At 41.3% G+C, this 22,915-nt stretch carries 19 protein-coding genes and 2 pseudogenes; 12 read left to right on the plus strand and 9 right to left on the minus strand.

What is annotated here, in order from left to right; genetic code table 11:
* Positions 1–13 precede the first annotated feature (13 nt).
* Entirely contained in the window at positions 14–817 is an 804-nt protein-coding gene (locus tag E7588_08435; GenBank protein MBE6689283.1) for an AraC family transcriptional regulator, read from the minus strand.
* 144 nt (positions 818–961) lie between these two features.
* Here E7588_08435 and E7588_08440 point away from each other — a divergent pair, with 144 nt between their 5' ends.
* Positions 962–2,860 (plus strand): hypothetical protein, encoded by a 1,899-nt coding sequence (locus E7588_08440; protein ID MBE6689284.1) that lies wholly within the window; start codon positions 962–964, stop codon positions 2,858–2,860.
* 62 nt (positions 2,861–2,922) lie between these two features.
* Here the strand turns inward: E7588_08440 and acpP are convergent, their stop codons facing one another.
* From acpP to E7588_08480, 8 genes are all read right to left on the minus strand, one after another.
* A complete protein-coding gene (gene acpP, locus E7588_08445) occupies positions 2,923–3,147 on the minus strand; it encodes an acyl carrier protein (GenBank protein MBE6689285.1) in 225 nt (74 codons plus the stop codon).
* 102 nt (positions 3,148–3,249) lie between these two features.
* Positions 3,250–5,346: a glutamine synthetase type III gene (locus E7588_08450; protein MBE6689286.1), complete on the minus strand. Its 2,097-nt coding sequence runs from the start codon at positions 5,344–5,346 to the stop codon at positions 3,250–3,252.
* 14 nt (positions 5,347–5,360) lie between these two features.
* Positions 5,361–6,368, minus strand: a complete 1,008-nt coding sequence (locus E7588_08455) for an aspartate--ammonia ligase (protein MBE6689287.1) — start codon at positions 6,366–6,368, stop codon at positions 5,361–5,363.
* 122 nt (positions 6,369–6,490) lie between these two features.
* Positions 6,491–7,483 (minus strand): creatininase family protein, encoded by a 993-nt coding sequence (locus E7588_08460; GenBank protein MBE6689288.1) that lies wholly within the window; start codon positions 7,481–7,483, stop codon positions 6,491–6,493.
* Positions 7,335–8,177 (minus strand): creatininase family protein, encoded by an 843-nt coding sequence (locus E7588_08465; protein MBE6689289.1) that lies wholly within the window; start codon positions 8,175–8,177, stop codon positions 7,335–7,337. Before E7588_08465 ends, E7588_08460 begins: the two co-directional genes overlap by 149 nt.
* Positions 8,178–8,293: 116 nt before the next feature.
* The gene (locus E7588_08470) at positions 8,294–10,177 is read right to left on the minus strand and encodes a hypothetical protein (protein MBE6689290.1); all 1,884 of its coding nucleotides are present in this window, start codon (positions 10,175–10,177) and stop codon (positions 8,294–8,296) included.
* A 62-nt stretch (positions 10,178–10,239) separates the two neighbouring features.
* On the minus strand, positions 10,240–10,803 hold the full coding sequence (locus E7588_08475; protein MBE6689291.1) for a flavin reductase family protein: 564 nt from the start codon (positions 10,801–10,803) through the stop codon (positions 10,240–10,242).
* A gap of 4 nt (positions 10,804–10,807) precedes the next feature.
* Positions 10,808–12,118, minus strand: coding sequence for an aspartate kinase (locus tag E7588_08480; protein MBE6689292.1), 1,311 nt, complete (start codon positions 12,116–12,118; stop codon positions 10,808–10,810).
* A gap of 181 nt (positions 12,119–12,299) precedes the next feature.
* On the opposite strand from E7588_08480, the gene spoIVB reads away from it, so the two are divergent.
* The 11 genes and pseudogenes from spoIVB (at position 12,300) to E7588_08535 (ending at position 22,803) form a co-directional block, all read left to right on the plus strand.
* On the plus strand, positions 12,300–13,487 hold the full coding sequence (spoIVB, locus tag E7588_08485) for a SpoIVB peptidase (GenBank protein ID MBE6689293.1): 1,188 nt from the start codon (positions 12,300–12,302) through the stop codon (positions 13,485–13,487).
* Between the two features lie 206 nt (positions 13,488–13,693).
* Positions 13,694–14,593 (plus strand): LysR family transcriptional regulator, encoded by a 900-nt coding sequence (locus E7588_08490; GenBank protein MBE6689294.1) that lies wholly within the window; start codon positions 13,694–13,696, stop codon positions 14,591–14,593.
* A 23-nt stretch (positions 14,594–14,616) separates the two neighbouring features.
* Entirely contained in the window at positions 14,617–15,651 is a 1,035-nt protein-coding gene (locus E7588_08495; GenBank protein MBE6689295.1) for an L-threonine 3-dehydrogenase, read from the plus strand.
* A gap of 11 nt (positions 15,652–15,662) precedes the next feature.
* Positions 15,663–16,844, plus strand: a complete 1,182-nt coding sequence (locus E7588_08500; protein ID MBE6689296.1) for a glycine C-acetyltransferase — start codon at positions 15,663–15,665, stop codon at positions 16,842–16,844.
* Between the two features lie 32 nt (positions 16,845–16,876).
* Positions 16,877–17,581, plus strand: coding sequence for a trimeric intracellular cation channel family protein (locus E7588_08505; GenBank protein ID MBE6689297.1), 705 nt, complete (start codon positions 16,877–16,879; stop codon positions 17,579–17,581).
* 102 nt (positions 17,582–17,683) lie between these two features.
* A pseudogene (locus E7588_08510) lies at positions 17,684–17,818 on the plus strand (SpoIVB peptidase).
* A 30-nt stretch (positions 17,819–17,848) separates the two neighbouring features.
* Positions 17,849–18,724 carry an IclR family transcriptional regulator gene (locus E7588_08515; protein MBE6689298.1) on the plus strand — a complete coding sequence of 292 codons (876 nt, stop codon included), beginning with the start codon at positions 17,849–17,851 and terminating at the stop codon, positions 18,722–18,724.
* Positions 18,725–18,755: 31 nt separating this feature from the next.
* On the plus strand, positions 18,756–19,739 hold the full coding sequence (locus tag E7588_08520) for a phage head-tail adapter protein (protein ID MBE6689299.1): 984 nt from the start codon (positions 18,756–18,758) through the stop codon (positions 19,737–19,739).
* A gap of 12 nt (positions 19,740–19,751) precedes the next feature.
* Positions 19,752–21,920, plus strand: a complete 2,169-nt coding sequence (locus E7588_08525) for a hypothetical protein (protein MBE6689300.1) — start codon at positions 19,752–19,754, stop codon at positions 21,918–21,920.
* Complete coding sequence (locus tag E7588_08530; protein ID MBE6689301.1) at positions 21,920–22,729, plus strand: glycyl-radical enzyme activating protein; 810 nt, start codon at positions 21,920–21,922, stop codon at positions 22,727–22,729. The genes E7588_08525 and E7588_08530 overlap by 1 nt, the downstream gene beginning before the upstream one ends.
* 8 nt (positions 22,730–22,737) lie before the next feature.
* Positions 22,738–22,803 (plus strand): annotated as a pseudogene (locus E7588_08535) (hypothetical protein).
* Positions 22,804–22,915 lie beyond the last annotated feature (112 nt).

The following is a 22,915-nucleotide window of genomic DNA, read 5'->3' on the forward strand; positions in this document are numbered from 1 at the left end:
AACGCAAATGCGTTCAATTCACTTCTTTTTTCATCTGCGTGGGAGACACGCCGAAATATTTTTTGAAATCGCGATTAAAGTTGGAAATACTCGTATATCCGCTTCTGTCGGCTATCTGCGTCACGGTAAACAAGGTAGTACGTATAAGCCCTGCGGCACATTCCAGCCTGACCTTACGCAGGTAATCCTTATAACTCATGCCCATACATTCCGTAAACAGTGAGGAAAAGTAGTTTTTATTCAGAAAAACGGCATCCGCCACCTCACCCAATGTGGGACAGTCAATGAAATGTGAGTGTATGTATACTATCGCCTTCTGTATATGAGGCGGACGCTTTATATTGCCGTATCGGAAATCAAGCTGTGACACAAACAGAGTCATAATACAGCCGAAAAGCCCCGAAGCATATTCTATGTCCGTATCCTTATCGTCAAAGGTGCTTTTCATCAGCTCGTACAGTGACACTATACGCTGTATGTTTCTTTCGCTCACAACAGTTATATTATCATCATTTTCTATCAGGCGATTTATTACTTCCGCATCGGCAAAGCGGTCAAAAAAATGAATGGTGATTATTTCGGCAGGTTCATCATATATTGCGGAATGTACATCGCCCGGAGTAAGAAAATAACAGCTTCCGCTTTTCAATTCGTATTCCCGTCCGTTCAGAACAGTTGTGCCGTGCCCCGAAACAATCATTTCAAATTCATAAAAGTCATGCCAATGAGACCTTAACGTTTCACTTCGTACACGCTTACGCAAATAAAAAATACTGTCATTATCAAAAGTTCTTTCCACAAGAAAGGGCCGGTTCATAATTATCTCCTTCGCCTTGTACTTGAAACATTGTACAACATTATAATATATTTGTCAATAGCTGAATTTCTGCATAGTTTATGTTAAGAAATATATAGTACCGTTCTCGCCAATCTGCTATAATCGGAGTAAAGGAGTGATACTATGTTATTGAATGAAAACTTTATGATAGGCTGTAACTACTGGGATTCCGCCCACGGCACGGACATGTGGCGTTACTTTGATGCCCAAACCGTGGAAAACGATTTTAAGAATCTCAAGAAAACAGGCTCGCGTTTTTTAAGAATATTCCCTAACTGGCGGGATTTTCAACCGCTCCACACTCAGCGTCAGGGTGGCGGCGGATTTAACGGATATGCATTTGAGGATGATACAATTCCCGACAACCCTTATGGTCTGGACGAAAAAATGCTTCAGAATTTCCGCACCGTATGTGACCTGGCTCTCAAATATGACTACAAACTGGTGGTTGCGGTAATCACAGGCTGGATGAGCGGACGTTTGTTTGCGCCTCCTGCAATGGAAAATCTGAATCTTATAACCCATCCCACTGCGCTCAGAATGCAGGAAAGATTTATAACAGGCTTTGTGAATTACATCAAGGATCACCCCGCAATATGCGCATGGGATCTGGGAAATGAGTGCAACAATCTCTCTCCCGCCACCACCAAAGATGAAACCTTTGTATGGACAGCAATGGTTGCAAATACCATAAGAAAGTGCGATAACACCCGTCCTGTAATGTCCGGAATGCACGGGCTCAGCCCCAACCCCAACGCCCCATGGAATATTTATGACCAGGGCGCGCTGACCGATATTCTCTGTCCTCATCCCTACCCCGGCTCGCCCACCATTGGCGCGGTTTACGAGCCCTGCAACAAGCTGAGAACAACTATGCTCCCCACTATTTACAACGAATACTATGAGGGCATAAGCGGCAAGCCCGCCATGATGCAGGAAACAGGCGGTCTTTCAAGCATGTATCACAGCTTTGAAGTACAGGGACAGCACACACGCGCCTCTATGTACTCCGCACTTGCAAACGGCTCCAAGGGCTATCTCTGGTGGTGTGCCGAGGACCATCTGCATCTTGACCAGCCGCCCTATTCCTGGATAATGATGGAGCGCTCGTTGGGCATAATGGATCATGACCAGAATGTTCGCGACACGGGTATCGCCATGAACGAAACAGCCTCTGTGCTGGAAAGCCTGCCCTTTGACACACTTGCGCCAAAAACCGTAAATACCGTTGTTTTTGCCACATCAAACTGGCACGGCAAGGAATGGAGCCAGGTCACATCAGGCTACATACTTGCCAAGCAGGCAGGTCTCAGCCCGGTTATAAGAAGCTGGTACAACGATGTACCAAAGGCACAGGTTTACATTCTTCCCTCTATTTACGGCTGGGGCCCTATTCGCAAAAAGCAGATGGATGATATACTCTCCAACGTTTACGAGGGTGCAACACTGTACGTCAGTGCGGCTGACGGAGTAATTGCCGACCATGAAAGGCTTCTGGGCTTAAGAGCCCACGGAATTGAAGCGGACGGCGCATTACATACCGCCACTGTCACTGCCGACGGTGAAAGTCTTACAATCCCTTTCAGATATGCAAGAAAGAACAACTATAAATCCATTGATGCAGAGGTTATTGGCACCGACGAACGCGGAGACATAGTATTCACCAGGAAGGCATACGGCAAAGGGTTTATATACTTCCTGACCTTCCCGATGGAGGATGCGGTATACAACATGTCGGGCGCATTTTCGTATGAATGTAAAACAAAATATTACAAAATCTACCGTGAAATCGGTGCACGCGCTCTCAAAGATGAGCCTTTCATCAGCAACAACTCGCAGATTTGTGTAACACTCCATCCTGACGGAGAAAACGGATATATTGCAATTGCAATCAACTATTCAGACATTCCGCAGAATACCGACTTTACTCTCAAGGACGGCTTCAGACTTGAAGTAATTCATTCAAGCGACAAAGTGATCCCCGCCTGCGATGCCGCTTTCTATCGTATTAAACCCATATAATCCGTTAAAATGAAATAAGCTGTAAGTTTTACCTTACAGCTTATTTTTTATCAACTATGTAATTAAGCGTGCTGTTCGATATAGTCAGCAACATCGCCGACAGTTCTCAAGCCCTGAACATCCTCGTCGGGAATAACCAGGCCGAAATCGGTTTCGATGGTCTGAAGCATTTCAACTATATCAAGTGAATCGGCACCAAGGTCGTCCATAATATCGGTGTTTTCGTTGATTTCGCTCAGTTCTACACGCAGCTGCTTTGCGAGAAGCTCTTTAATCTTTTCTTTCATAAATAAATCCCTTTCTGAACACATCGTGTCCGCTGATAATTATATAACAAAGTGTTAATATTTTCAATAGTTTTTAAAAAAAAGTTTAAAATTATACATTTCTTACACACTAAACAGCAATTCGCCGTAAGTAGGGAAAGGCCAGTATTCTTTTGCAACTATGGTTTCCAATTCGTCCGCGACGGCACGAAGCTGTTGCATTGCCACCAAAACCACATCACGGAAATACTCGGCTCTGCAAAGAAGATTTTCGCAGTTATGTGTTTCAATCGATGCGGCTTCAAGCTCCTGAATTTTTGCATACAGCTCAGCGGTAAGCGCATCGGTCTTTTTGCAAAGCACCATTTCCGCACTTCCGGAAGCATCTATGCCGACGTTTTTCTTTGAAATAACACTGTCGCACAGCATTTTTGAATATTCACAGGCGGCGGGGAGAATTTCCTTTTTCGCCATTTCAAGCATGGTAAGTGCTTCAATGTTAAGAACCTTACAGTAGTTCTCCAGCATTATTTCATATCTGGAGCGAATTTCCTTTTCATTGAAGATGCCCATTTTTGTGAACAGCTTTATATTCTTTTCGTCCACAAAGTGAGGAAGCGCTTCAACAGTTGTTTTGAGGTTGAGCAGTCCGCGCTTTTCGGCTTCCTTAACCCAATCCTCGGAATAGTTATTACCGTTAAATATAATTCTCTTGTGCTTCTTGACAGTCTCCTTCATAAGAGCTTTAAGCTCTTTTTCAAAGTTTTCGGCACTCTCCAGTCTGTCGGCAAATTTCGACAGAATATCCGCGACAATTGTATTAAGAACAATATTGGTGTCAGCTATGGAGAATGAGGAGCCAAGCATACGGAATTCGAATTTATTACCTGTAAAGGCAAAGGGCGATGTACGGTTACGGTCGGTGGTGTCCTTCTGGAAATCGGGAAGAACATTGACACCTGTTTTCATCTTCTTGGCAGTAACCGCTTCATAGGACTTGCCCGTTTCAATAGCTTCCAGCACAAGATCCATTTCGTCGCCCAGGAACATGGAAACAATGGCAGGCGGTGCTTCGGCGGCACCCAGACGGTGGTCATTGCCGGCACCCGAAACGGTTATTCTGAGAAGATCCTGATTTTCGTCTACCGCCTTTATAACGGCACACAAAAACAGCTGGAACATTTTGTTATTCTGAGGCTCCTTACCGGGGTCAAAAAGGTTAAGTCCGCTGGCAGTGCACAAGGACCAGTTGTTGTGCTTACCGCTTCCCGCAATGCCCGCAAAGGGCTTTTCATGAAGCAGGCACGCCAGATTGTGACGCTCAGCAACACGCTTCATAAATTCCATGGTAAGCTGATTGTGGTCGGTAGCCACATTGGCGGTGGTAAATACGGGGGCAAGCTCATGCTGTGCGGGAGCGGCTTCGTTATGCTCTGTTTTTGCATAAACGCCCATCTTCCACAGCTCTACATTCAGCTCCTCCATATATGCCATTACACGGGGACGGATGGAACCGAAATAGTGGTCATCCAGCTCCTGACCCTTTGGGGGCTTGGCACCGAACAGAGTTCTGCCTGTGAAGAGCAGGTCACTGCGCTTTTTGTAAAGCTCGCGGTCGATAAGAAAATACTCCTGTTCCGGTCCCACCGTGGAATTCACACGGATAACATCAGTTATTCCGAACAGATTAAGTATCCTTATCGCCTGTGCGCTTACCACCTCCATAGAACGCAGAAGAGGTGTTTTTTTATCCAGCAGGTCTCCGCTGTAAGAGCAGAAAACCGTGGGAATACAAAGTGAGTCATCCTTTATAAAGGCATAAGAGGTAGGGTCCCATGCGGTATATCCTCTCGCCTCAAAGGTGGCTCTCAGACCGCCCGAAGGAAAGCTTGAAGCATCCGGCTCGCCCTTTATAAGCTCTTTACCGGAAAACTCCATTATAACATGACCGTCCTTCTGAGGAGAAATAAAGCTGTCATGCTTTTCCGCAGTGATACCCGTCATAGGCTGGAACCAATGGGTATAGTGGGTCGCACCCTTTTCTATTGCCCAGTCCTTCATGGCATTTGCCACAACATTAGCAACGGTTATATCCAGTTCGGTACCGTTTTTTATGGTATAATGCAAAGATTTATATATATCCTTGGGCAATTTGGCTTTCATGACATCGTCATTGAAAACCATACTGCCGAATATTTCGGAAATGTTCTTATTCTCCATATTAAATCCTTTCGTCAGAGCAGTTCTATTCCTGCCGCACGGCATATTTCAATGCTTTTATCATCCCACATGGAAACCTGAACCTCGCCGATATGAGCCTTACCAAGAAGAAGCATGCAAAGTCTGGACTGACCTATGCCGCCGCCCATGGTAAGAGGGAGCTTATCTTCAAGAAGCATTTTGTGGAAGGTGAAATTACGGCGTTCAGGCGCATTTGCCTTGGTGAGCTGTTCATCCAGGGATTTTGCATCAACGCGGATGCCCATGGAGGATATTTCAAGAGCACTTCCAAGAGTTTCGTTCCAGAAAAGTATGTCGCCGTTAAGCTTCCAGTCGTCATAGTCGGGCGCTCTGCCGTCGTGCTTCTTACCTGACTTCAGAACATCTCCAATCTGCATGATGAAAGCGGTTTTGTGCTCCTTGAGGTATGCATTTTCACGCTCCTTGGAGGTCATGTCGGGATACATATCCTCCAGCTCCTGAGTGGTAACAAAGCTTACTTCCTTTTCAAGAGTAACATTGATTTTAGGGTATATCTCACGTACGCTGTCGAGAGTTTCGCAAATTGCCGCAACCTCCTTGCGTACTGTGTCCTTAAGATACTCCTCGTTACGCTTTTCGGGGGTTATGACCTTTTCCCAATCCCATTGGTCAACATAAACGGAGTGAATATTGTCCAGCTCCTCGTCGCGGCGTATAGCGTTCATGTCCGTGTAAAGGCCCTCGCCTGCGCTGAAGCCGTATTTATGAAGTGCCATGCGCTTCCATTTTGCAAGCGAATGAACAACAACCGCATCTCTGCCGATATCGGCAATATCAAAACGCACTGCACGCTCAATACCGTTAAGGTCGTCATTAAGTCCTGTATCGGGATCCACAAACAAAGGTGCGGAAACACGCTTTAAATTAAGCGCCGCGCACAGCTTTGCCTCAAAGGTTCTTTTTATTATACCTATGGCAGTCTGAGTTTCGTAAAGGCTCAGATAAGATTTGTAGTCCTTGGGAATCAATGTTTTACTCATAACGGTCATCTCCTGATTTAATAGGTAAGGCGCTGAGGTACACCTCAGCGCCTTTGCTGATTAAGCTATTATATAATATTTTGAAGCATTTGTCAATAGAAATCCGTCAAAAAACCTTGCTGTTACTGCTTTGCCATCCATTCTCTTTGGTACTCGTCGGATATGTTTTCCTCACGCAGGAATCTGAACACCTCAGCAGTAGTTTCAACAGTTTTTTGCGCAAGCGCCTTTGCAATACGCTCATTCAGACCGTCATGCTTTTCCGAACCATACGAATTCGGATAGTTACCCATCCAGTTGAAGGACGAAATTATACCGCGCTTTGAGAATTCATCAAAGCGGTGGGTATTTTTTGAATCCAGTGCATCCATTCTGTCAAGTCGAACAAGCTCAGGGCAAATATCGTAAAGCTCACCGCTTTCCGAAAAACCGCCGTGACCGTCCTGTATTCTGTTATCTGCATACTCATGCAAAATCGAAATATCCTCTTGGGTAAGATACGGATACTTATCAACTTCTTTCAGCAATTCCGCAGGAGTTGTAAGATTCTGGTTATAATGGTACACAAGGTAATCCGGCTTTTTGAAAAGCACTCCACGTAAAAATCCGTTTATAATATTGGCATTTCCTCCGTGACCGCTCAGAATCAGGATCTTTTTGAAGCCGTTTCTCGCCGCCTCTTCACAGCATTGTTCAAGTATTTTAATAACCAGAGAATGAGGGAAAATTATGGTTCCGTCAAATTCACCGGCACCGCACTTTTCTCCAAACGGAAGTGTGGGAAAAATGCATACGGGATTTATTTCTGCTGCTCTTATACAGAATTCACGGGCAATAAAGTTATCACATCCCAAAGGAAGATGCACACCGTGTGCCTCCACACAGCCTATAGGTATAACGCAGACACGGTTGCATTTTTCAACTTCGTCTCTGAATTCTTCACAACGAATATGTTCCCAAAGCATCTTACTGTTTAGCCATCCATTCCTTGTAGTACTCCATGGAGACCGTTTCCTCACGCAGGCACTTGAATGCTCTGGCAGTGCTTTCAACAGTTTTTGCGGCAATCGCCTTTGCAATGCGCTCGTTGAGACCGTAGTGCATATCTGCCGCATAGGAGTTGGGGTAATCGCCCATCCAGAAGAAAGGAGATCTTATGCCGGCTCTGTTAAGCTCGTCAAAGCGGTGAACGGATTCGGAGCTTACCGCATCCATTCTGTCAAGACGTACATATTCGGGGCAAATATCGTAAAGACAGCCGGTTTCCACAAATCCGCCGTGGCCGTCCATTTTTTTATTATCAACATAGTCCTGCATTATCGCCTTATCCTCATCTGTGAGGTAAGGGAAGCTTTCAATATCACCCAACACCATATCGGGAGTAGCCATGCGCTGGTAGTAGTGGTATACAACAAATCCGTCCATTTTATCCATCATGTGCTGCACAAAGCTCATAAGCATATTGGTATTTCCGCCATGGCTGCTGACAATAAGTATCTTTTCAAAGCCGTTACGCGCCGCCTCAAGGCAGGACTGCTCAAGAATCTGCCAAATGAGCGGAATGGGGAAAATTATTGTGCCGGGAAATTCACCCGAACCGCATTTTTCACCGAAATACATAGCAGGGAACACACATACGGGATGTATTTCCGATGCTCTGGCACAAAATTCTCTCGCCTTTATGGTGTCGCAACCCAGAGGAAGATGTACACCGTGTGCCTCTACACAACCTATCGGTATAACACATACTTTATTACATTTCTCTACAGCATCCTTAAATTCTTCGCAACGAAGATTTTCCCACAACATAATACAATCATCCTTTCGATTATGAATATATTAATATTATAATACATTTCCGCAAAAAGTCAATATATATTGTAAATGACAGTTGCTATATAAAACAGTGTATGGTAGCCGTGGTATTATTTCAGTTTTACCGTTATACTGTTATCCTTCATGGCATTTTCGTGATTCCGACAGCAGTCGGGGACATCTTCATTACCCATATAGCACCATGTATTGTCATACACAAGAACATTTTCGGAAGACTTGACCGAACCGCTTACTTCGGATACAGCGTACGGAGTATAATGCTTGCCCTCCGACACTGCTTCAACATACGAAAATCCCGCTCCGCCGTAACCTTTTCCCGTAAGCTTTACCAAAGTTGGAATACGCTTATCGGGCAATATGAAATTAACGGTATAAGGTGCGGATTTCAGTTCAAGTGCAACAGGCTTTACCGAGCCGTCAAACACATCATACGTACTGCCGTCGTCGTAAATAGCCTGTATGCCAAACATCGGGATATTCCAGGTGTCGTTGGTGAAAAAGCTTACCGTAAGAACAGTGTCAGAGCCAAACACGGCAAACTTTGCAATATCACATACACTGTCAATCGCATTTATCAAATGACTGAATTTTTTGTCCATATCGGGAGAAGGAAGACCGTTACGGCATGTATTCCACAAGCTTTTCTGCGCTTCAAAGGTATTCGCCGCAAATTCACGAAGCTTTACGAGTTTTGCCTCAATACCCCTGATATCACACTTTTTAATACCGGCGCGGTGCTCGGTCAGCTCCTGATGTATAAACAGCAGTGTGTAATTTATTACATGAACACGGCAGTTATCACGAAGAGCAATATATGTGGGGTGGTTTTTATACTCCTCAAAAACGCTTTTTTCCAGTGCATCCAACGCCAGACTTCTCTGCATCAGCTGAATACTGTCAAGTCTGTCGGGCAGTGAATTTCGTGTAAAGGGTGTGGGATAATTCCAGTTGCCGCCGTTAAGCTGAAAACTCATCACACTCAGCAATGCGTTACAAAAACTGTTGTCTGCCATCGGAAAAACATCTCGTACTGCGCCATACATTGCCGTAAGCTGATCGTTTTCACCGTCATAGCGTCTTGAAAAATATGCAAGGAAGGGGTATATGCTGTCAAACTGCTCACGGCTCAGCTCCCATATGGTAACCAGAAAACCGAGTGTGTTATGACGCGATGCAAAATTAAGATACGAATCGATATTTGAAAAATTGTAATGACAGCTGCACAACACCTCAAAGCCTCTTGCCAGAAATTTTCCGATAAGGTCCTCACGCTTACTGCAGTTAAGATGTCCCTGCATTCCGTCAGAGATGTAACGGTAATTCCAGACGCACACAACAATGTCGTTGGGGACCATATCCAGTGCCTCGGGGCACATTTCAAACATGTCCTCCCACATCATCATGTGCTTCCCCAGCGACTTCAAAAGCTTATAACTGTGATTTACGTGGTCAGCAAAAATTTTTGAAATTCCGCCCTCACGCGCACGGCATTTTTCGCAAAGCCCGATATTGAACATTTCGTCCAGCCCTATGTGAAAATACTGCGACGGAAATATAGCGGAAATTTCACTAATGTATTTGTCAAAAAACGCATAAGTCTCATCCAGCGACGGACAGGCATCGCAGCGCAATTTTTCACCCGGATAACCGCCGAAGCGGTCGGGTATACCATCGCGCAATTCCCACAGATGCTTCAGTTCATCATGAGCCAGAAAACGCTCCGCATGCCCGAAATTTGAAACCACGGGAATAAGCTCTATGCCAAGCCTGCCGGCATATTTCACCATGCTTTTCGCTTCATCGACAGTATAGCTTTCGGCATCATCGCCGTAGGGATAGGACTCTGTTTTGATACGGTCCTCAAGGTACAACACAATTGTGTCGTATCTGCATTTTGAGGCGAAATCAAAAATTTCAAACACTTTTCCGAGGTTTTCCTTTTGTCTTGCCAAATCAATCTGAAATGCTCTCATAAAACTCCTCTTTTCAAGAAAAATAAGGATGTTTTAAACATAAAACATCCTTATTTAAAAATCTAGTTTTTCTTTTTCTTCACCGAATAGCCAAACTTACCCACACGTCTGCCCAGTTCAAGGTAATCACCGTGGGAATACGCCACAAGCTTTGCTTTTCCGAGGCAAAGCTTTCCGTTTTCGTCAAGCAGTTTTTCATCGACATTCACTGCCTTTATTTCGGCAAGGAACATATCGTGTGTACCCAAAGGTATAACCTGTGTTACCTTACACTCGATGTTCAGCGGAGACTCTGCAATAAGCGGAACGCTTACTTGGGTGGCTTTTTCGGGGGTAAGAGCAAACTTTTCAAATTTGTTGACCTTTGCTCCTGTATAAACTCCGCACTGGTCCGCCTTGCGTACCAGATCGCGGGTGACAAGATTTATGACAAATTCGCCGCTTTCCTTGATAAGCTTGTAGGAATGGCGTTCGGGTCGCACGGAAATATATGTCATTGCAGGGTGGGTATTAACTATACCCGTCCAGGCAATGGTTATTATATTGGGATTATCCGCCGTACCGCAGGACGCCATGACAACAGGCATGGGCGCAAGCAGTGTGCCGGGCTTCCATGTAACCTTCATAAATTTATCTCACAAATTCGTTATAGATAGCTCTGAGGCATCTTTCGAAATCATCGTTGTGGATACCGATGATTATATTAAGCTCACTGGAGCCCTGGTCAATCATACGGACATTTATATCCGCACGGCTGATGGAAGAGAATACTCGGGAAGCAGTGCCGTGAGTCTTTATCATACCTCTGCCCACGACAGCCACAAGAGCAATACCGTCCTCAATGTGGATATGGTCGGGGTTAACAGCCTTGCATATCTGTTCAACGATAAGTTCCTTTTTGTCCTTAAGTGCACTTTCGGAAACGATAACGCTCATGGTATCAACGCCGCTGGGAAGATGCTCGAAGGAAATACCGTTGTCCTCAAGGACCTGCAATACGCGTCTGCCGAAGCCAAGCTCCTGGTTCATCATATCCTTTTCAATGGCGATAACAGCAAAATCCTTTTTACCTGCAATACCGGTAATAACGCGGTTACGGCTGGTGGAAGGAGCCTCCGCAACTATCATGGTACCCGCATCCTTAGGCGCATTGGTATTCTTGATATTTATGGGAATACCTGCACGGCGTACCGGGAAAATAGCATCCTCATGAAGCACGGTGGCGCCCATGTAACTCAGCTCGCGAAGCTCATGGTAGGTAATGTAATCAATGGGAAGCGGACTTTCAACAATTCTCGGGTCAGCCATGAGACAGCCCGAAACGTCGGTCCAGTTTTCGTAAACCTCCGCCTCAAGAGCAGCCGCCACGATAGAACCGGTAATATCGCTTCCGCCGCGAGAAAATGTCTTTACGCTGCCGTCAAATGCAGTTCCGTAAAATCCGGGAATAACCGCACGGGGTGCATCTTTGCACGCCTCTTTAACCGCCGCATAGGTTTTTTCGATATCAAGAACACCGTTTTCGTTAAAGAAAACCACTTTTGCGGCATCAATAAACTTATAACCGATAAATTCGGCAAGTATCTGACCGTTGAGATATTCACCGCGGCTTGCGGCATAATCTTTGCCGGATTTTGCCTTGAAATTGTTTTTGATTGTAATATATTCTTCTTTCAAAGAAATATTCACGCCCAAATCGGAAATAATACTGTTGTATCTTTCCTCAATTGCGCTGAAAGCCTCGTCGATATTCTCACCGTTTTCAGCAAGAGCATAGCACTGATACAGCATATCGGTAACCTTTGTATCAGAGGAAAAACGCTTTCCGGGTGCAGAGGGAATAACATATCTGCGCTCATCCTGAGCAAGAATTATGTCTCTTACTTTTCTGAACTGTGCGGCATCGGCAAGAGAAGAGCCGCCGAATTTTACAACTTTAATATATATCACTCCTAAATAAATATGCTTACAAACATACAATTATTATATAAGCTTTTCGTTATTTTGTCAATATTTATAATGACAATTTTTTTAAGATACGCTTATTTTTATAAGTATTCCGCCATTTTCCCATACATATATCACGCCGTTATGTGCAAATTAACTAAGCCGGCAAAACAAAATTCGTCAGCACATAATATCTTTTAAAAAGTTTCCGACCGACAAACACGGTCGGCAGGGGGACAAATTGTGGAAATCCAGTAAAACAAAAAGTATAATTTCGGTTCTTTTAGCGGTATTTTGGGTATTTGGTGTTATTTTGCTACATCCCCAAAGTACTGCTCGCAGCGTTTTCGGAAGCACACTGTACACTGACAGCCGTGACATACAGGAAACACGCAGTGTAAATGCATTTTTAAATGAAAGCATTTCTCAGCTTCGGCTGATTCCGGGTGGGTTTCCGTTCGGAGTGAAATTCTACACCAAGGGTGTTGTTGTGGTTGGATTATCGGACGTTGAAACCGAAAACGGCTTTATATCGCCCGCAGATTCGGCAGGATTTAAAAAGGGTGACATTATAATCAGCACAGGCGGTAACGAAGTTAACACCATCGAGGAAATAGCCGCTGCCATTGAGCAGTGTGCAGGGCAGAATGTCAGTTTCACCGTCACAAGAGGCAACGAAACCCTTGAGCTTTCTTTAACGCCCGTCAAATCCCAGTCCGACGGCAAATACAAATCCGGCATGTGGATACGTGACAGCACAGCAGGCATCGGCACCGTGACCTACATCCAGCCTGAAACTCTTGCATTCGGCGGTCTGGGGCACGGTATCTGCGACAGCGACACAGGTACAATCATGCCGCTTTTCAGAGGCTCGGTGGTGAATGTTGAAATCAGCGATATAGTACGGGGAATAACCGGACGCCCGGGTGAATTAAAGGGTGATTTCGGCACCGAAAAAACCGGCTCTCTGACTGCAAACAGCGGTGTGGGCGTGTTCGGAGTATTTTCCAATCTGCCTAAAAAAACAGCCTACAAATCAATGCCCGTAGCACCATATCAGGAAATTTGCGAGGGCAGTGCACAGATATATTCCTCTATCCGAACAGGTGAAAACAACATTTATGACATTGAAATAACCAAAATAAATCCCGATGACATTGACTGCAAAAACTTTGTCATACATGTGACAGACAAGCGTCTTATCGACCTTACCGGCGGTATAATACAGGGTATGAGCGGCTCACCGATTATTCAGAATGGAAAATTAGTCGGCGCTGTGACCCATGTTTTTGTAAATGACCCAACTCGTGGGTATGGGATATTTATTGAAAATATGCTGACTGAGGCAGAGAAAATTAAATAGAAAAAATGCTCGTCTATAAATAATAGGCGGGCATTTTTATATAAAATACATACGATAAAAAGATTATATTTTGTCGAATATAAAACAGTTATAGGATAACCCGCTTATCATTTTTTTTGAACGAAAATAATAGAAAGTATATATTAGACACAAAATCAAAAAAGGTGTATAATATATAAAAGTGTTTTTATGAGGTGAATTTCAAAATGACTATTCAGCAATGTAAATATGTACTAGCTGTTGCAAAAACAGGGACATTTAACGAAGCTGCTAAACAGCTTTTTATAGCTCAATCATCACTTTCGGTTAGTATAAAATCCTTGGAACAAGAGCTGGAAATAAAAATTTTTGAACGTTCCGGAAATGGTGTGTATCTTACCGATGAGGGTGCAGAGTTTGTAAAATATGCAACACAAATATGTGAAAATAGTGATTTCGTCACAGAAAGGTATAAGAAAAAATTATCAAAAAAGTTATATATTGCAACGCAACATTATGATTTTATTGCAGATATTTTTGGTAATTTTTTAAATTCTATACAAAGTGCAAACTACCGTTTCTCCATAAGAGAAATTGAAACCTATCATGTTATCCGCGATGTTGAAACGGCGCACAGCGATATAGGTATCATCGCTATTAAGGATGGCGATTTTGATGTGATGAAACGCTATTTAAGTAAAAAGAATTTGATTTTTACCCCTATTATAGAAGTGAAACCGCATGTTTTTTTTAGAAATCAACATCCGCTTTCACGCTGCGAAACGCTTTCAACTTCTGACCTTAAAGAGTATCCTTATGTATCATATGAACAGGGTGAACATAATAGTTCATTTTTCACAGAGGAACTGACTGATACTTCCTACATTGACAAACATATTGAGATAAGCGACAGAGCTACACTTATGAATCTCTTAATGCTTACGGATGCTTATACCATAGGTACAGGAATTATGCCTTCCGCACTTAATAAAGGTGACATTATAAGTGTTCCGTTTAAGAGCAATGAATTTTATATTATAGGATATTTACTTAATGATGAACGCAAAGTTTCCGCTATTACTAATGAATTTATTCAACTAATGGAAAAAACATTAAAAAATATATAATTTTATTTGAAAGGATAATCGTCATGAAAGCTCTTGTAAAAAAATACCCGCAAAAAGGTTTGTGGTTTGAGGATGTAACTGAACCGGCTGTTGGTGTTAATGATGTAAAAATCAAAATACATAAGACCGCTATATGCGGAACCGACCTTCATATCTATAATTGGGATGAATGGTCACAAAAAACAATAGAGACTCCTCGTGTTATAGGACATGAATATGTTGGTGAAATTGTTGAACTCGGAAGAAATGTAAAGAATTGGGAAATTGGCGACATCGTTTCAGGTGAAGGTCATATTGTATGTGGAAAATGCCGAAACTGTCTTGCAGGAAATGGTCATTTGTGTAAAGAAACTGTTGGGGTTGGTGTAAATCGAGACGGTGCATTTGCACAGTATCTGGTTATTCCGCAGGAAAATGTCCGTAAATGCGAAAAAGATATTCCTGAAGAAATGTATTCAATTTTTGATCCCTTCGGCAATGCCGTACATACAGCACTTTCGTTTGAACTTACCGGCGAGGATGTTCTTATTACAGGTGCCGGCCCCATAGGAATTATGGCGGCAGCAGTCTGCAAACATGTTGGTGCACGCCGTGTTGTTATTACAGATATCAACGATGGAAGACTTGAACTTGCCAAAAAGCTTGGTATACAGTACACGGTAAATACAGCGAGGGAAAATCTTTCAGATATTATGGAGCAATTGTCTATAAAAGAGGGTTTTGATGTAGGTCTTGAAATGTCCGGTAGTGAAATCGCACTTAATACAATGATAGACCATATGATGCACGGAGGTAAAATAGCCCTTCTTGGACTTTTAAAAAGCGACAGTAAGATCGATTGGTCAAAAATTATATTTAACGGTCTGATTATTAAAGGTATATATGGTAGAGAAATGCACGAAACCTGGTATAAAATGTCTGCAATGCTTCAAGGTGGCCTTGATATATCAAACATAATAACTCATCGCATGGATATTACCGAATATGAAAAAGGATTTGAAGCGATGAACAGTGGTAAAAGCGGCAAGGTTATTCTTGACTGGACAACACTTAATTAGGAGGATTTAACATGAAAACAGCATTAAAGTATTTTAAAGAAGTATGCGAAACCATCGAAAAGGAAGGACTTACAAAAAATGAAAAGGTAATAACTTCTCCGCAGGGCAGCAAGGTTCAGCTCAATGATGGCAGGGAAGTTATCAATATGTGTGCAAACAATTATCTTGGATTGGCAAACAATTCTGAGGTCATTAAGGCTGCAAAAAACAGCTATAATGAATATGGTTACGGCTTATCATCCGTTCGCTTTATTTGCGGTACGCAGAAGCTTCATAAAGATTTGGAAGAAAAGCTCAGTAAATTTCTTGGTACTGAAGATACGATTTTGTATTCTTCATGCTTTGATGCAAACGGTGGACTTTTTGAAACTTTACTTGGCCCTGAAGATGCCATCATCAGTGATGAATTAAACCACGCAAGTATTATAGATGGAATCAGACTTTGTAAAGCACAAAGATTTCGTTATAAAAATAATGATATGGATGATTTACGATCAAAGCTTGAAGAGGCAAAGAATTGTCGTATAAAACTTATAGCAACAGATGGCGTATTCTCTATGGATGGCATTGTAGCAAATTTAAAATGTATCTGCGAGCTTGCAGAAGAATACGATGCACTTGTTATGGTGGACGATAGTCATGCTGCAGGCTTTATGGGAGATACCGGCAGAGGAACACCGGAATATTGTGGTGTCAGCGGTAAAATAGATATTATAACGGGGACCTTTGGCAAAGCACTTGGTGGTGCATCAGGTGGTTTTACCTCGGGAAGAAAAGAGATTATTGATTTACTGCGTCAACGTTCCAGACCTTACCTTTTTTCAAACACGTTGGCACCGGCAGTTGCTGCAGGTTCGTTAAAAGTGCTTGAAATCATTGAAAACGATTTTTCCATGAGAGAAAAGCTTTTCAATAATACTAAACTATTTGCTGAAAAGATTAAAAAAATCGGGCTTGATGTTATGGATGGTGGTACTCCAATTATTCCGGTTATGCTTTATGATGAACATAAGGCTGTTGAAATGGCAAAACGTATGATGGAAAAAGGTGTATATGTTGTTGCATTTTCCTATCCTGTAGTTCCAAAAGGCAAAGCAAGAATAAGAACTCAGCTTTCAGCGGCACTTAGCGAAGAAGATATTTTGTACATTGTAGATTGTTTTAAGCAAGTAAAAGATGAAATGAATCTTTAAATATCAGTGCGGGTTGCAGGAGTTTATTTAATATGGCTGATTTTATAGAAGTATTGCAAATAATAGGCACAATTGCATTTTCGGTATCAGGTGCTTTGATTGCGAGCGGTGCCGCACTTGACATATTCGGAGTGGTTTTCGTAGGATGTATTACGGCGTTTGGAGGCGGAATGATAAGAGATATTCTTTTAGGAATCAGTCCGCCGACGATTTTTGAAAACCATATTACATTTGCAATTGCAGTATTATCATCTATAGTAGTATTTATAGCTGCGTATATCAACAAAGAAAAATTTTCAATTTTCAAATTAAAAATTGATTATATAAACAATTTTTTTGACGCAGTTGGATTAGCGGCATTTTCGGTAACGGGAGCAGAAATTGGTTTTATAAACGGATATTCAGATAATATTCTTGTTATTACAGTTGTTGGTATGATTACAGGTGTTGGCGGTGGAATTATGCGTGATATATTGATTGATACTACACCTTATGTTTTTAAAAAGTATGTTTACGCTTTGGCTTCAGTTTTTGGCAGTATGTTATATTATTTTCTTAGGCTTTTTATCAATAATATTTCTATAGCATCAACATTTGCTATGATATCTGTAATTATAATAAGAATATTGGCAACAAAATACTGTTGGAGTTTACCCAAAGTATCAATATCACAGAGTAATGAATTAAATAATCAAAATATCAATTCCAGCAGGCAGGACGACGAGGCTCTCTTATAGTACATGTGGAAGCCCTGTAATCCAAAGCGATTTTTGTTGACAAAACATGTCGATTTTAATAAATTATCGAGAAAAATTTGTTGTCCCCTATTGACAACAGTCGTGAGCGGTTCGCCTATCATTCAAAACGGAAAGCTCATCGGAGCCGTGACACACGTTTTCGTTAATGACCCGACAAGAGGTTATGGGATATTTATTGAGAATATGTTAGCTGAAGCAGAGAAAATTTCAGATTAAAGATTGCCGACATTACGGTCAAAAAACAGGATGCTCACTTATATTTTATGGGTGAGCATTTTTCTGTTGACAAATATATTCTTGTGTGATATACTTATAACAACAGAACAAATATATTACGAGGTGATAAAGTTGTCTAAAGCCCCTGCTGTAGATTACGCTTTGGAAATAATTGAATTTTTCTCAAAAAACAATAATGAAATAGGTATTGCTGATATCAGCAACGCACTCAATATAAACAAAAACGCGGTTTCAAGGGTGTTGGAATCTTTATTGGAAAAAAACTGGATTTATATGAGTGACAGCTCACAAAAAAAATACAGATTAACACTGCGCCCCTTTTCGCTAATATGTGGGCACACAAACAACAATGGTATTGCAAAAATTGCAATACCTTACATAGATAAGCTTAATAATGAACTGGGCGATTCTGTTTATCTGGGTGTTAAGAATAAAAGAAATATTCTTTATCTTTTACATTATGATTCTAAAAAGGAAGTCAGAATTAACGGTCGTGCAGGCGGAGAATATCCGCTTAACTGTTCAGCACCAGGTAAAGTTCTTTTAAGTTACTCTAATGAAAATGAAATGAAGGATTATTTCGCGGTACCTATTGATAAAAGAACAGAGAATACGATTACTGCTTTTGACGCTTTTATGATTGAGGCAGAAAGAATTAAAAAATCAGGCTATGCCATAGACAATGAGGAATTTGCAAAAGGGATAATCTGCATTGCTGTTCCTGTTTTTGATTATACTCAAAATGTTGTAGCAAGTATAGGTATTTCTACCCTGACATTATATGACAGTATTAATTCTTTGATAAACGATAAATTTTCTTTATTAAAAAAGGTTGCTGATGAAATATCACTTTGTCTTGGGAAAAAAGATATAAACAAGATTTAATACAGAAAAGGTATAAAAAAGGAGTTAAAAATTGAAAAAGTCAAAATTATTTGCAAAGTTGCCTGACTATGTTGCAACGCCTGACGGAATGGCAATAGATAAAGACGGTAATCTTATACTTGCTTGTCCGAATTATGCTGACCAGTCGATGCCTGGTTGTATTTTAAAAATTGACAAAGACAAAAATATAAGAAAATGGTTTGATGTTCCTGTTCACGAGGAAACGGGGATTGCTTCACCGATGGGAATCGCTTTTGGGCCTGACGGAGACTTATATATCTGTGACAATCAGGGCTGGCCAGGAAAGCCTGAACTTATAAGAAAGGGCAGAATTTTAAGAGTTCGCGTTGATGGCGACAATATTGTGAAGACAACTGTTGTTGCAAAAAATATGGAGCATCCTAATGGCATGCGTATCAAGGATGGATATGTGTATGTAACTCAAAGCACATTAGAACTCGTAAAGCATCCTTCAGGCAAGCTTATGAGTTGTATTTACCGATTTAGGCTTGATGATGAAAATATTAATATCACAAATACTTTAGAGGATAAAAATATTCTTACAACCTTTATCACAGAAAATCTTGATGACCAATATGGTGTTGACGGAATTGAGTTTGACCGTGACGGAAATCTCTTAGTAGGAAATTTTGGCGACGGAGCTGTTTATAAAATTACATTTAACGAAGATTTATCAGTCAGGTCAAATGAAATATGGGCACAGGACAAAGAAAATCTTGAAAGCACAGACGGAATGATAATGGATAATGAAGGAAATTTATACATAGCAGATTTTTGTGCGAATGCCATTGTTAAAATTCTGTCGGATGGCACTGTTACAAGGCTTTGTCAAAACGGAGATACCGATGGATTGAACGGTGAACTTGACCAACCCGGTGAGCCAATCATCTGGAATGGAAAGCTTATTATTTCATGTTTTGATTTGGTAACAAATAACAGTGTTGTAAACACTGCCCACGAGCTTCCCGCAACACTTGCAGAAATTGAACTATAACAAGGAGGGAATATGGATATGAATAATCGTTTAAAGGCTGAAAAATCAATTAATGAAGCTATAACTTTATTAAGAGAAAAATCTGTTGAAAGTACTTTGGTGGAAAGAAATTTCTTGCTTTATGAAGCATGGGATAAAGTTATGGAACTTCCTCAACCGCTTCAGATGGGAAAAGGTCTTTATTATGTGCTTTCAAATGCCTCATTGCCTATAAAGGATTATGATTTACTTCTTGGAAGATATGATGACCATGTTCCAGACGAAGAAGAACAAAAGAGATTAAATGAACTCTGGCAAAAAGACCCTCACCAAAATCCTATTGTCGTAGGAAATGGCGGACATCGTGCTTTAGCATGGAAATATCTTGTTGATGTTGGTATTACCGGGTATTTGTCACAACTCGAGAAGCGTATAGTAAAAGCGAAGAAAGAGTGCGAAGATGAAAATACGCTGATGTTTTTGGAAGGTATGCGATGGATATACAAAGGAATTTTATTGTATATTGAACGATATGGTAAGGCGGCTCAAGCAGCCGGTCTTTTGGAATGTGCGCAGGTTTGTGATAATCTTACAAAAGATAAACCTAAAACATTTCGTGAAGCACTACAACTTATTTTATTTGTTTATAATATTTATTTGATTTATGCAGGGAAAAAGAATGTGTGCCTAACTGTCGGCAGATTGGACAATATTTTGCTGGAGTTTTATGAGCATGATTTGAGTACAGGAGAATTGACAGAAGATGATGCAGGAGCTTTGATAGACGATTTTTCTGCAAAAATGAGCTTGCACCTCGGGCGCGGAGAGCATCAGATGGGATATTTAAACGATGATTATAAATTTACCGGGTGGGCGCGTAATCCGGCATATGATTCACCTGGATACATTCTGCTTGGCGGATACAGTAATACAACTGACCATAAAACAAATCCGCTTACCCTTTTGTTTGCAAGGCATATCCATCCCGAACTGAAAAATCCGATTTATGTATGCCGCTATACTTCTGATTGCTATGACGAATTATGGGATATTCTTTGTGAAAAAATACAAAAAAATGCATCTTTGCTTTTGTACAATGATGATACCATGGTTCCTGCGCATAAACATATAGGCGTAGCTGAAAAAGATGCTGTTGATTATTCGATTCATCCCTGTAATTGGGGTGATATTGCAGGCGACAGTATTACTGTTGGTACTTGCGGAGAACCATTGCCTATAATTTTAGACAGGGTTTTAAACTCGGGCAAAGAATTTAAAAATATTGATGAAATATATGAAGAAACAAAAAAAGAGTTTTCAGCACTTATAAAGCCAGCTTTTGAGTCCTACAGAAGGAGCTTGATCAAAAAAACGGTATCTGATGGTATTATATCCCTGAATGATTGTTTTGCCGAAGGAGTGATTCCTGCTGCTCGCGGACTTTATAATGACGGTGCCAAATGCAAATTTTTGTATGTTATTTTGCGCAACATAGGTACAGCGACAGATATGCTGAGCGCAGTAGAAACTCTTGTTTTTAAGAATAAAGTATGCACTCTGCCACAGCTTTTAGAAGCAACAAAAGATAATTTTGAAAACCACCCTGATATACTGGCTTTTTGCAAAAACGCTCCCAAATATGGTACAGACAATGATTTTGCCGACAACCATGCGTGCAGGTTAATGAATGAGCTTTTGGATATAATTGACAGGGAAGCCACAAACGAATCAGGGAAAAGAGATGTTTATACACTGAATGTAACAATATGCAATTCCGAGCACTTATTATATGGTGCATCAATGGGTGCAACTGTTGATGGAAGAAAAAAGGGAAAGCCACTGAGTGAAAATATGGGGCCTACCGTTGGATATTCAAAAGGAGTAACCTCACTACTTAACTCTGTATCAAAATTGCCTTTTGACAGAATACATTCAGGTGCTTTGAATCTGCGTCTTAGAAAGAATACTGTAGCAGATGAAAAAGGTCTTTCTGTCATTAAGGCTCTGATACAGGCTTATTTTGAACGGGGTGGTATGCAGCTGCAGATAAGTATTGCCGACACGGAAGACCTAAAGAAGGCTCAGCAAAACCCTGATGAATATCGGGATTTGTTGGTGCGTATAACAGGATATAGTGCCATTTTTGTTGATATGTCAAAAGGTGCACAAAATGAGTTTATACGTCGTGAGGAATTGCAATAATGAAAGGAACAATATTTAACCTTCAAAAGTTTTGCACACATGATGGACCCGGAATACGGACAACTGTATTTTTTAAAGGTTGCAATTTAAGATGCAAATGGTGTCATAATCCTGAAAGTCAGAATTTTCAAAAGGAAATAATGTTTTATAAAAATAAATGCACCGGTTGTGGTAGATGCAAAAATTTCACTGCTGATAACGAAAGTTTTTTCTGTTTTAATGATGCAAAGGAAATCTGCGGAAGCGAATACACCATTGATGAAGTTTTAAGCGAAGTTATAAAAGATAAAACATATTACGAAACATCAGGAGGCGGTGTTACATTTTCCGGTGGAGAATGTATGCTGCAATTTGATTTTCTTTTTGAAATCTTAAAAAAGTGCAAGGAAGAAGGTATGCATACGACAGTTGATACCGCAGGACATATACCTTGGAAAAGTTTTGATAAAATACTTCCGTACACCGATTTATTTTTGTACGACGTTAAAAGTATGAATGATGACGTTCATAAAGCGTACACTGGTGTATCCAATATCCTTATACTTGAAAATCTTTCAAAGCTGTTGAAAGCTGATGTTTCTGTATGGGTAAGAGTACCCGTTATTCCCGGGGTGAATGATAACGAAGATGAAATGAGAAAAATAAGAGCTTTTTTCGACATGAATGGATATCCCGAAAAAGTCGAGATCTTGCCATATCACGCGATGGGTGAGCACAAATATGAGGCACTTGGCAAACATACTGAAAAGTTCGATGTGCCCGATAAAGAAAAAATCGAAAAATTGAAGAAAATTGTTGTCCCCTATTGACATCACTCGTGTCGGGTTCGCCTATTATTCAAAATGGCAAGCTCATCGGAGCTGTGACACACGTGTGTGTCAATCTATGATACCTACAGCTATGTAGGTAACCTGATGATACCTACATAGCCTTAAATTTTTGGAAGCCGAGGATAGAGGTCAATTTCTATCTGCCCGTTGGCTTCCTTTTTGTAT

The organism is Oscillospiraceae bacterium (assembly GCA_015065085.1).
GTDB lineage: Bacteria > Bacillota > Clostridia > Oscillospirales > SIG627 > SIG627.

What these genes read in the sequence shown, in the direction of transcription:
- E7588_08435 (MBE6689283.1), bottom strand. Translation starts at nt 817, where the DNA reads ATGAACCGGCCCTTTCTTGTGGAAAGAACTTTTGATAATGACAGTATT.
- E7588_08440 (MBE6689284.1), top strand. Translation starts at nt 962, where the DNA reads ATGTTATTGAATGAAAACTTTATGATAGGCTGTAACTACTGGGATTCC.
- acpP (MBE6689285.1), bottom strand. Translation starts at nt 3,147, where the DNA reads ATGAAAGAAAAGATTAAAGAGCTTCTCGCAAAGCAGCTGCGTGTAGAA.
- E7588_08450 (MBE6689286.1), bottom strand. Translation starts at nt 5,346, where the DNA reads ATGGAGAATAAGAACATTTCCGAAATATTCGGCAGTATGGTTTTCAAT.
- E7588_08455 (MBE6689287.1), bottom strand. Translation starts at nt 6,368, where the DNA reads ATGAGTAAAACATTGATTCCCAAGGACTACAAATCTTATCTGAGCCTT.
- E7588_08460 (MBE6689288.1), bottom strand. Translation starts at nt 7,483, where the DNA reads ATGCGGCAGATATGCACTACGGTCTCAACGAGCGCATTGCAAAGGCGA.
- E7588_08465 (MBE6689289.1), bottom strand. Translation starts at nt 8,177, where the DNA reads ATGTTGTGGGAAAATCTTCGTTGCGAAGAATTTAAGGATGCTGTAGAG.
- E7588_08470 (MBE6689290.1), bottom strand. Translation starts at nt 10,177, where the DNA reads ATGAGAGCATTTCAGATTGATTTGGCAAGACAAAAGGAAAACCTCGGA.
- E7588_08475 (MBE6689291.1), bottom strand. Translation starts at nt 10,803, where the DNA reads ATGAAGGTTACATGGAAGCCCGGCACACTGCTTGCGCCCATGCCTGTT.
- E7588_08490 (MBE6689294.1), top strand. Translation starts at nt 13,694, where the DNA reads ATGACTATTCAGCAATGTAAATATGTACTAGCTGTTGCAAAAACAGGG.
- E7588_08495 (MBE6689295.1), top strand. Translation starts at nt 14,617, where the DNA reads ATGAAAGCTCTTGTAAAAAAATACCCGCAAAAAGGTTTGTGGTTTGAG.
- E7588_08500 (MBE6689296.1), top strand. Translation starts at nt 15,663, where the DNA reads ATGAAAACAGCATTAAAGTATTTTAAAGAAGTATGCGAAACCATCGAA.
- E7588_08505 (MBE6689297.1), top strand. Translation starts at nt 16,877, where the DNA reads ATGGCTGATTTTATAGAAGTATTGCAAATAATAGGCACAATTGCATTT.
- E7588_08515 (MBE6689298.1), top strand. Translation starts at nt 17,849, where the DNA reads ATGCTCACTTATATTTTATGGGTGAGCATTTTTCTGTTGACAAATATA.
- E7588_08525 (MBE6689300.1), top strand. Translation starts at nt 19,752, where the DNA reads ATGGATATGAATAATCGTTTAAAGGCTGAAAAATCAATTAATGAAGCT.
- E7588_08530 (MBE6689301.1), top strand. Translation starts at nt 21,920, where the DNA reads ATGAAAGGAACAATATTTAACCTTCAAAAGTTTTGCACACATGATGGA.